Source organism: Bacillus sp. JJ1503, from assembly GCF_036965125.1.
GTDB lineage: Bacteria > Bacillota > Bacilli > Bacillales > Cytobacillaceae > Cytobacillus.
Genome location: NZ_JBALOZ010000144.1, coordinates 1 through 10,542 on the forward strand (window position 1 = coordinate 1; position 10,542 = coordinate 10,542).

Annotated in this window: 11 protein-coding genes; 2 read left to right on the plus strand and 9 right to left on the minus strand. The window is 39.5% G+C overall.

Translation table 11 applies throughout. The annotated features are described in order from the left end of the window. Window positions 1-166 precede the first annotated feature (166 nt). Complete coding sequence (locus V7149_RS12395; RefSeq protein ID WP_335345938.1) at window positions 167-397, minus strand: hypothetical protein; 231 nt, start codon at window positions 395-397, stop codon at window positions 167-169. A 137-nt stretch (window positions 398-534) separates the two neighbouring features. Between V7149_RS12395 and pdaB the strand changes: the two genes are divergently transcribed. Next, the gene (gene pdaB / locus V7149_RS12400; RefSeq protein WP_335345939.1) at window positions 535-1,287 is read left to right on the plus strand and encodes a polysaccharide deacetylase family sporulation protein PdaB; all 753 of its coding nucleotides are present in this window, start codon (window positions 535-537) and stop codon (window positions 1,285-1,287) included. Window positions 1,288-1,297: 10 nt separating this feature from the next. On the opposite strand, the gene V7149_RS12405 is transcribed toward pdaB, so the two are convergent. Then, complete coding sequence (locus tag V7149_RS12405; RefSeq protein ID WP_335345940.1) at window positions 1,298-1,939, minus strand: KinB-signaling pathway activation protein; 642 nt, start codon at window positions 1,937-1,939, stop codon at window positions 1,298-1,300. 154 nt (window positions 1,940-2,093) lie between these two features. On the opposite strand from V7149_RS12405, the gene gerD reads away from it, so the two are divergent. Beyond that, on the plus strand, window positions 2,094-2,729 hold the full coding sequence (gerD, locus tag V7149_RS12410; protein WP_335345941.1) for a spore germination lipoprotein GerD: 636 nt from the start codon (window positions 2,094-2,096) through the stop codon (window positions 2,727-2,729). A gap of 54 nt (window positions 2,730-2,783) precedes the next feature. On the opposite strand, the gene V7149_RS12415 is transcribed toward gerD, so the two are convergent. The 7 genes from V7149_RS12415 to V7149_RS12445 all read right to left on the minus strand — a co-directional run bounded on the left by V7149_RS12415 (window position 2,784) and on the right by V7149_RS12445 (window position 10,394). Further along, a complete protein-coding gene (locus V7149_RS12415; protein ID WP_335345942.1) occupies window positions 2,784-3,839 on the minus strand; it encodes an Mrp/NBP35 family ATP-binding protein in 1,056 nt (351 codons plus the stop codon). Window positions 3,840-3,967: 128 nt separating this feature from the next. Further along, entirely contained in the window at window positions 3,968-4,687 is a 720-nt protein-coding gene (gene cwlD / locus V7149_RS12420; RefSeq protein WP_335345943.1) for an N-acetylmuramoyl-L-alanine amidase CwlD, read from the minus strand. A gap of 169 nt (window positions 4,688-4,856) precedes the next feature. Beyond that, on the minus strand, window positions 4,857-6,182 hold the full coding sequence (locus V7149_RS12425; protein WP_335345944.1) for an aspartate aminotransferase family protein: 1,326 nt from the start codon (window positions 6,180-6,182) through the stop codon (window positions 4,857-4,859). Between the two features lie 48 nt (window positions 6,183-6,230). Continuing rightward, the gene (locus tag V7149_RS12430) at window positions 6,231-7,082 is read right to left on the minus strand and encodes an ABC transporter ATP-binding protein (RefSeq protein ID WP_335345945.1); all 852 of its coding nucleotides are present in this window, start codon (window positions 7,080-7,082) and stop codon (window positions 6,231-6,233) included. Beyond that, the gene (locus V7149_RS12435) at window positions 7,072-7,869 is read right to left on the minus strand and encodes an ABC transporter permease (protein ID WP_335345946.1); all 798 of its coding nucleotides are present in this window, start codon (window positions 7,867-7,869) and stop codon (window positions 7,072-7,074) included. The genes V7149_RS12430 and V7149_RS12435 overlap by 11 nt, the downstream gene beginning before the upstream one ends. A 77-nt stretch (window positions 7,870-7,946) precedes the next feature. Continuing rightward, the gene (locus tag V7149_RS12440) at window positions 7,947-8,945 is read right to left on the minus strand and encodes an ABC transporter substrate-binding protein (protein ID WP_335345947.1); all 999 of its coding nucleotides are present in this window, start codon (window positions 8,943-8,945) and stop codon (window positions 7,947-7,949) included. A gap of 72 nt (window positions 8,946-9,017) precedes the next feature. Beyond that, the gene (locus V7149_RS12445) at window positions 9,018-10,394 is read right to left on the minus strand and encodes a sigma-54 interaction domain-containing protein (protein ID WP_335345948.1); all 1,377 of its coding nucleotides are present in this window, start codon (window positions 10,392-10,394) and stop codon (window positions 9,018-9,020) included. Window positions 10,395-10,542: the final 148 nt, after the last annotated feature.

Sequence of the window (10,542 nt, forward strand, 5' to 3'; positions counted from 1 at the left end):
CAGTTTTCAAAGAACTACCTTATCGCCCAGAAGCGACTTTTAAAATTTATCATCTTTTGCTTAAAGTGTCAACAACTTTTTTTGAGTTTGTTTCAACTCGTCAGCAGCGACGTTTATTAATATAACAACAAAAAAAACAGAAGTCAATAGAATTTATTATATTATTTCATCCTTTTTGTTCTCTCCCCTGAATGTTTCGTGTATATCTCAGAATATCGTTTGGTGAAGCTACCCTCTTAAATAAAGAAAATAATATCTTATATCTCTCCTCCATTGCCCTTTTTACAATATGATCAATTCGTTCATCGTTTAAGTCAAACAGAATTTCATCCATTTCTCTCTTAATTAAGTATTGTATTTCCTTCTGTTCTCTATTATTAATTAAAATTCCTAGCACACTATATCACTCTCTCTTGATTTGGTTTTTGTAGTATTTTCCAAATAAAAATATTTTATGAATTTCTTTTTAAACTCATTTATTGAAATTCTGCGCATAAGATTGAGACAAGGAGTATTGGACGAGGTGAGAGAGAAATGAATTTCTTTTATATTTGGAATGGAAAGTCAATAAAAAAAATGGTTTTAATCATGGTTTTCGCTTTCTTTGCTGCATGGTTCTTATATATTGGGAACATTGTCTACATGCCGGCCTTTTCAACGAAAGATGGACCGAGAGCTGTATATAAGGGGGAAAAGGACCTTGCCCTTACCTTTAATATAGGATGGGGGGACGAAAAGGCAGAACCTATTCTTAATGTTCTACAAAAGGAAAATGTTAAATCAGCCACCTTCTTCCTTTCAGGTTCATGGGCAGAGCGCCACCCAGATTTAGTGGCTAGAATCGTAAAAGGAGGATATGAAATTGGCATTCTTGGCTATAATTATGAGGATTATTCAGACCTTGAGGATGCCAAAATTAGGCAGGATTTAGCAAAGGCTCAGGTAGTGTTTAAAAAACTAAACATAAAAGATATTAAGCTTGTTCGCGCCCCTACTGGTCATTTCGATCAAAGGACTCTAAAAATTGCCGATAGACTCGGATATTCAGTTGTTCATTGGAGCATTGATTCGAAGGACTGGACGAACCCGGGTATAGAGGAAATCGTCAACAATGTCTCACGAGCAAAAAAGGGGGATATTATACTCCTTCATGCTTCAGATTCTGCCAAACAAACAGCTAAAGCCTTGCCGCAAATCATAAATAATGTGAATAAAAAAGGGCTAAAGCTCGTGACCGTTTCTGAGATGCTTGCAAATGCCGAAACGAAAACTAAAGAAATTAATTAAAAGCCGCCCATTATTTGGACGGCTCTTTTGATGAGATTTGTTGTCTTTGTACTTGAGATTTTTCATTAAGCTTTTGAAGAATAAGCAGCTGATACGCGTTACATACTAATAATGGAAATATCATAAGGTATACCCAGCTCTGCTCGTTAACCCTTAAGACTGGAACCCACTCAATCGTGGTCACGACAACCATGAAGAAAACAGCAGGAATAAATGCATCCTTATTCGTTAATTTCACCTTAATGGAAGCTACCAGAATAGCAGCAGCCAATATAAATAAGGCAATACCGATATAAGGCATTATGCTTTCTCCCTCTTCAGCAAAAGCACTATAGCGGAAATAAACTAAATCAAATAGAACGAACAAAGTAAGAAAAACTTGAACAGCATTCCACAAAGATCGCGATTTAAAAATTCCTAACCCGAATCGATGGATAGTCAAATAGGCAAAGAAGCCCATTTGGCTCAAAATACTAAAAATTAATCCAACTCCAATTAACCATAATAATACTGATAATATTTCAAGAAAATCAAAGGGAACAAATATAGATTCGAATTCTTTCCATCTAACAATAAAACCAACAACCCCAGTAGTTAATCCCCCTACCAAAAGTGTGGATAGAAACAGCTTTACCCAATTCCGGCTAGTCAACTTATTTTTCCTCCATAGTAAAAATTATTCACCTATATGATTGTACCAACCATGCTTTGAAAAATCTAGGTATTGTATTTTGAGGCGAATAAAATTTGGCCTTTTTCTTCATTCTAGAAATAAGGATACCTTCTCCTGAAAGGAGCTTCAAAATATGATAAAGACATTCCGTTTGCTCCTGCCAATTCTGCTGATCATTCTCATGACGGGCTGTGCTCAAGGTGAAACTGGCGGCAATCAGATGGATTATGAGCAAACCAAAAAGATGGTTGTCGATATTCTGAAAACGGATGACGGTAAAAAAGCGATAAAAGAACTAATGGAAGATGATAAAATCAAACAGCAGCTTATCATGGATCAGAAAGTTGTTTCAGAGACGATCGAAAAAACCTTAACTTCCGATAAGGGAACAGACTTCTGGAAGAAATCATTTGAGGATCCTAAATTTGCTGAAAGTATTGCTAAAAGCATGAAAAAAGAAAATGAAAAGCTTCTTAAAGATTTAATGAAGGATCCGGAGTACCGCGGTATGATGATTGAAGTCTTACAAGACCCAGCACTAGAAAAAGACGTAACAAAAGTATTAAAAAGCAAGGAATACCGTGAGCATTTGCAAACCGTTGTAAAGGAAACCTTAGAAAGCCCGCTCTTTAAAGCCAAAATTCAAGACATTCTTTTAAAAGCTGCAAATGAAGTAAAAAGTGGCGAGAAAAGCGGAGGGAAAGAGGGCGGCAGTAGCGAAGAAACTGCTGGCGGTGGCTCAGAGGGCAGCGGGGACGGTGGCGGATAATGCCCGCTGCCAAACATAAAAAACCTCTTCCTAAGGGAAGAGGTTTTTTTACTGTTATTTTTCTAATGTTTGTACAATCTTTTGCGCAATATCACTATAGATCTTACCTAGCTTATGATCCTCATCATAAACGGATGGAGCAAAATCTTCTTCGTTCCAATTAGGCTGCTCTAACGGCAATTGCCCTAGCACATTTGTTTGAAGCTCCTCAGCCAGCTTTTCGCCTCCGCCTTTTCCGAAGACATATTCCTTCTCGCCCGTAAGCTTACTTTCAAAATAGGACATATTTTCAACGACCCCTAATATTTCATGCTGTGTTCGGATCGCCATGGCGCCGGCACGGGCTGCAACAAAAGCAGCTGTTGGATGTGGCGTTGTAACAACGATTTCTTTACAAGACGGAAGCATCGTATGAACATCTAATGCAACATCCCCTGTACCTGGAGGAAGATCTAATAATAAGTAATCAATATCTCCCCACTCGACTTCATTAAAGAAGCTGTTTAACATTTTTCCTAGCATAGGACCTCTCCAAATGATCGGAGAATTATCTTCAACAAAGAATCCCATCGAAATAACTTTTACCCCAAACCGGTCCACTGGAATAATCTTTTCCCCTCTTACGACTGGGCGAGTCGTAATGCCCATCATATCAGGCACGCTAAATCCATAAATATCAGCATCAATCAGACCGACCTTCTTACCTAGTCTTGCCAAAGAAACGGCCAGGTTTACAGATACAGTCGATTTCCCTACTCCGCCTTTCCCGCTTGCAATCGCAATAAAGGTTGTTTTGCTATCTGGGGAGAGCAATCCTTTATCTTCCTCTTTCGCTGCTTGGCGATATTGGGACAAAACTTCTTCTGGAAGCTCGCTGAATCGGATTCCAACCGTTACCGCACCTGCCTCTTTTAGAAGGTTTACTACTTGAGTTTGGAGCTGAAGCTGCTCTGCTGTCCCTGTTTTAGCAATTTGCACCTTCACGCTTACATGATTTTTTTCTTCTTTAATCTTTATTTCTTCAATTGCGTTTAATTCGCCTAATGTTTTATGTAAAAATGGTTCCTGCAGTCCACTTAAGACTTCTCTTATATTTTGTTCTGTTAACAAATTAAGCACCTGCCTTATTGTATTCGTTTCCATTAAAGTATACCATATCAGTTATTCCTCACTGTTAATTGTATCACACCTTATTGCCTCATTAATAAAGAAAAAGATGCTTTTCAAAACAGCACCTTTCATTCCGTCTCTATTAATTCTTTTTCATCAGAATAGTAACGCAAAACCCCCGTATAAATGGAGGCGGCCACTTTATTCTGATATTCCTCTTTCTTTAAGTTCGCTCTCTCTGCATAGTTTGATAAAAAACCAATCTCCACGAGAGAGCCGGAAATTTGTGCATTCTTCAGTATATATACGCTGTTCAGCTCTTTTGCTTTTCTAGTCGTATTCTCAAGATTTCGCCGAAGCTCATCTTGAATAAACTTAGCCGATCGAGCATTTCCATCTCGTTTTGTAGTATAAAAGGTTTGGGCCCCGCTCCACCGAGGAGAAGGAATGGAATTTAAATGAATACTTACAAAGAACTCTGCCCCTGAGTTATTGATCATATCCAGCCTTTGTTTTAAATCCTCAACTTTTCTTCTGCTGTATCCCCTTGTCCCTTCTGGAGCTAAATCCCGATCGTCCTCTCTTGTCATCAGAACAAGTGCCCCCTGCTGCTGGAGAAGATCCCGAACCTTTAAAGATACCGCGAGAGCAATGTCTTTTTCAAGTACCTCATCATCACCTGCACCCCCATCCGGCCCTCCATGACCGGGATCCAGCAAAATGATTTTTCCTGTCAGAGGCAAGTTCCATGATTCCCATGAATCATTATCTGTGAAATCATATTGCAAAATAAAAAATAAGATGATTAGGCCAATGGCAAAAGCCACTTTTTTTAGTCTATTCCCCATTAAATAGTCAGTCCTCCCGCTCGTCCTCAATTCAATATATGGGACGAGTTGGAAAAATAGAACTTTTAGATGACTATTAACAACTAAAGCTTGGACTGCAAAATAGCTAATACCCCATTTTCAAAAAAAAAGAAAACTGACCCATATAGAGTCAGTCTCTCAATCCTAACTACGCTTTTCTTGCATTCATCAATGTTGCTTCATACTCTGTCAAAGACTCATCAAGAATTCGTAATCCTTTATCGATTTGTTCCTTTGTGACGGTTAGCGGAGGAATCATTCGGATGACCTCGCTGTGATTTCCGCAAAGGTAGAAAAGTACCCCTTTTTCTAACGCTAAATCAAGAATTTTTAATAATCCCTCTCCATTCGGCTCCCCGGTTTTTGGATGAATGATTTCAATTCCAATCATTAACCCTACAGCCCGGACACTTCCTATGACACTGTGTCGATCCTTCATTTGTTCAAGCTTCTCGACCGCGTACCTGCCCATCCGTTTTGTGTTATCAAGAAGATTCTCCTCTTTTAATACTTCTAATGTTGCTAAGGCAACAGAGCAAGCAATTGGGTTGCCTCCAAATGTCGTCCCATGACTTCCAAGTGGCCACTGCTTCATTAATTCACTAGAAGCAACGGTCGCACTTAGAGGGAGACCTGAAGCAATGCCCTTTGCAATGGCCATAATATCTGGTGTAACCCCAAAAGTCTGTGCGGCAAACCATTCTCCTGTTCGCCCAAAACCCGTTTGGACTTCATCAAAAATAAGTAAGATTTGATGGCGATCACATATTTCACGTACCTTTTTCAGCCATCCTTTTGGAGGAACAATATAGCCCCCCTCCCCAAGAACAGGTTCTAGAATCACACATGCTACTTCTTCGGGAGTAACTTGATGACTAAATAATGCGGCAAAGTTTTTTTCCAATTGAGCAATGACATAGGCTTCAGGATCAGAACCTGGAGGGCAGTCCTTAGTATTTGCATATGGAATTTGATACGTTAGTCCTGATGGCTGCATAAATTTTCGGTATTTACTTTTAGAAGTCGTTACACTTAACGCACCTAATGAGCGGCCATGGAAACAGCCTGTAAATGAAATGACATAAGGACGCTTCGTTACGTACTTCGCCAGTTTGATTGCTCCTTCAATCGCTTCTGCCCCACTGTTAGAAAAGAAAAAACAATCTAGATCGCCTGGTAGAATATCTGCCAATTCATCAGCCAATCGCAATATGGATTCATACATAATGACACCCGAAGGTCCATGCACTAAACTATCAGCTGCATCTTTAATCGCTTGAACGACTTTCGGATGGCGATGTCCAACATTCGTTACTGCAATTCCAGACGTAAAATCAAGATATTCCCTGCCATCCGCCCCGTAATAATAGCAGCCTTCTTCTTTTACAACTGGAAGGTTTGGGTGATCCTTAGCCATACTTGGCGCAAGCCGGTTTGGCATATTATTCATGAGATGCGCCCATTTATTCTCCATATAATTGACCTCCACATTCTAATTCGACTCTTCAAAATAAACAATCTGTCATTTAATCTTTAAACTTTCTTCTCGAATGAGCGTCAATAATTCCTCTTTGTAAGCTCCAAACTCTGCAGTTCCCTTCACGCTAAACTCTCTCGGTCTATCGAGTGATATCTGAACCTTTTTCTTTAAACGCCCTGGCCTTGCCGTCATGACATAAACAGAGTCCGCTAAGAAGATAGATTCCTCAACATCATGGGTAATAAATAAAATCGTTTTTTTAGATTCCTCCCATGCTTTCAGCAGCACTTCCTGCATGATATTTCTTGTTTGGGCATCAAGCGCGCCAAATGGCTCATCCATTAATAATATTTTCGGATCGTTCGCCAATGCGCGGGCAATCGCGACACGCTGCTTCATTCCGCCTGATAGTTGGATCGGGTAATGCTTCTCAAACCCTTCTAAATCAATTAATTGCAAATAATGCCGTGCCACATCATCCCGCTCTTTTTGCGAGACCCCCTTAAGCTTTAACCCAAATGTAATATTTTCCTTCACATTCAACCATGGATATAATGTGTATGATTGAAAAACCATTCCACGGTCAGGTCCTGGCCCCTTAATTTCCTTCCCATCAAGAAGAACAGTTCCAGATGTCGATTCCTCTAAGCCGGCCACGATGCGCAATACCGTTGATTTCCCGCACCCCGAAGGCCCTAAGATGGTTACAAATTCCCCATCATCAATGGTAAAAGAGGTTTTTTCCAAGGCTGTTGTTTCTCCGCTTCTCGTTTTAAAGATTTTCCCAACATCTCTTATTTCCAGCTTTGACGGTTTCGTATCAGGAAGAATCTTCGGATCGAATGTTCCCGCTTCACTGATTTCCAACTTCGGTGTTCCCATATTAGTAACCATCCTTTCTCATCCAAGAAAACGAAGTTCGGTAAATGGCTTTAAACAATAAATCTGTTATCAGCCCTAGCAAACCGATAATCAGGATTCCAACGATAATTTTTTCTGGCTTCAGAAAACGGGAAGCTTGCATAATCATATATCCTAAACCACTAGATGCCCCGACAATCTCTGCAACGACTAAATAAGTCCACGCCCATCCAAACGTTATGCGAAGGGTATCGACAATTCCCGGCAAGGAAGCCGGCAATATGACTTTGCTAAAAATTTGTCCCTTTTTAGCCCCTAACGTATAGGAAACATCAATTAAATCGTTTTGAACGTTTTTTGTCACATCCATCACCATAAGCGTGAGCTGAAAAAACGTTCCTAAAAAAATAACTGACATTTTTTCGGTTTCACCAAGACCGATCCACAATATTAATAAAGGAATAAATGCAGAAGCAGGCATATAACGAATAAAACCAATGATCGGCTCAAAGGCTCCTTCAATAATTCGCAGCGACCCCATGAAAATTCCTAAAGGTATCCCAATGATAGCTGCAATTAGAAATCCCGCCAAAACCCTAGAAAAACTAATTCCGATATCAGAAAGGATTTCGCCATTGACAAATAAATCTATAGCTGTTGCTAATACTTTAGTAGGCGTGGGTAAAAATAAAGGATTCACAATCCCGCCATAGCTCAATGCTGACCAGATCCCAAAAACAAGAGCAAATATTATAAATCCTGCTGAAGTATAAATCGTCTTTGGTATTTCTTTTTTAGGAGTAAACCAATTTCCCCCCATTTATATCCCCCTGTCTATCGATCTATTTGAGTGAATGAAGAGGTACTAAGTTATGCCTCTTCATTCTTTTTTTAAGTTTATTGATTCGATACAAAGCTTCCGTTAAGGACGTCTTCTGCTTTCGGCTCTTTATCAATCAATTTTTGCTCTAAATAAAACTTGATGGCATTCTCTGTTGATTGATAGATGGACCCTTTGCTGCTTTCTGAGCCAAATAGTTTTTCATTATCTTCTTTTGTCATGAATTTCAAGCCTGTTTCCGTTGCTTCGAATTCTGCAACATCAATGTTCAAGCCTTTCGCCATAATTTCATTTGCTTCTTTTTTATTCTCTTTCCAATAATCCATTGCTTCTCCCATTGCCTTAACAAAAGCCTTTACATCTTCTGGACGGTTTTTAATAATATCCTCTTTAAAGCTAATAGTATCAACGATAATACCCGGCAGATCTTTAGTCGTTAACAAGACTTTTCCGTTCGCTTCTGCCCCTTTTGTTAACCAAGGCTCCCACGTAATAGCTGCATCAACTTTGCCCGCCGCAAACGCTGCACCAGCATCCCCAGCTGACATTTGCACGACTTCAATATCACTTTCCGTTAATCCCCCTTGCTTCAGCGCTGTTAAAGCAAGCATGTGGCTTGTGGAACCAACTTCAAATGCTACTTGTTTGCCTTTTAAGTCTTTCACGTCTTGAATGTCATTTTTAACAAGAATTCCATCCCCGCCATATGAATCATCCAGTAGCCATACCACTCGTACAGGTATATCTGCAGCCGCTAATGCTACTTGCACATCTAATGCCGTTGCCATGCCATCAATTTTTCCGCCTGCTAGTGCTTGTTTCCGTTCGCCTAATCCTTCAATAATTGAAAGCTCAACATTTACACCGTTTTTTTCAAAAAAGCCCTTTTCTTTTGCCAAAAATAGCGGTCCATATCCTGTCCAAGTCGGAAGAGTTACTCTTAACGGCTGCGAGGACTTTTCACCACCAGCCTTATTCGCTGCTTCTTCTTTTCCACAGGCTGCTAATGCGAGTAGCAGCATAAATGAACATACAATCATCAACCATTTCTTCATCAAATCTTCCCCCTCTTTTTTTGAAAATTACATGTTTTTCTACTAAATTACTTTGCAAGAATTGTGCCACTTTTATTTGATTCCATACTTTCTGATTTTCCTAACGATAGATGGCTGACTTATGCCTAACACCTTAGCCATTTGCGTTGTTGTTTTATAACGTTGCCTTGCTTTGATAAGTACTTGCTTTTCCACATTCTCCAGAATCTCGGTAAGTGTCTGATTTCTGTCATCAAAGGAAGGAACATCTGAGACTGATTTTCTGTAATGATGAGGGAGGTTTTCCATTTCAATCAGGTGTTTAGATGAAGTGACCACAAGCCTTTCCATTAAATTAATCAACTCTCGTACATTTCCTCTCCATTCATGGGACAACAATACATGAATAACGCCTTCATCCAGACTTCGGGGACGATTATACTTTTCCGAAAAAAACTTAAGAAAATAATCAATTAAGGGAATAATATCGGTCGGACGCTTCCTTAAAGGTGGAATTGTAATTGGAACAACATTTAACCGGAAGAAAAGGTCCTTTCTAAACGTTCCGGCTTCCACAGCTTCCTCCAAATTTCGATTAGTGGCAGCTAGCATTCTAAAATCTGCGGTTCGCATTTTCGTGCCGCCAACTCGGTAAAACTGCTTCTCTTGGATGAACTTGAGTATTTTTACTTGATTGGCTAGTGACAGCTCGCCTATCTCATCTAAAAACAGCGTTCCACCATTAGCAAGCTCAGCCAGCCCTACCTTTCCTTTCGTATTTGCGCCAGTGAAAGCACCTGATTCATACCCGAAAAACTCTGCCTCAAAAAGCGACTCTGGGATCGCACCGCAATTCACTTCAATAAAGGGCCCTTTGTTTCGATTACTCTTTTTATGAATAAAGTTAGCAATGTGAGATTTACCCACTCCTGATTCACCAAGAAGCAGCACATTTACATCAATTTCAGCCACCTGTAAGGCTAGGTGAAGAACCTTTTTCATTTCGTCACATGTGGCAATCATGCCGTCTGTGTAATGAAGATTGCGAAGGATTTCGAGCTCCCCCTTCACTCTCTCCATTTCGTCCTCCATGTCCGTTAAGTATTTCTTCATGTTAAGCAGTTCTGTCACATCATGAGAATAACTAACAATCCGAACAAGCTTATTATTCGGGTCAAATACAGGAATGCCTGTAACAAGCAGCTTCTTCCCTTCCATGGTTGTTTGAACAAACGTAATTTTCTTCTTTTCTTTAATAACCATTGGTGTTAAAAGTGGGGTAAACACCCCCTCTTTTTCTAGGTCATAAACCGACCGGCCAACCATTTCATTTGACTTCATATTGTATATGGCTTCCGTTGCTTCACTAACCTTTAAAATCATTCCATCGGTATCCGTTACTAAAATGTCATCTCGCAAAGAGTGAAGAATTGCTTCATTTTCATTCCAAACTTTATTTTCCTCTAACAAAACTAGTTCCCCCTCTCCTGTTACTATTCACTCAAAAATTATTTAAAAATGAATAATTTTCAAACAAAATTACCTTATTCTCTAGTTATACCAAATGATAAAATATTTTTATACAATTTTGAATAATTTATTTATTATTGTATAGGAT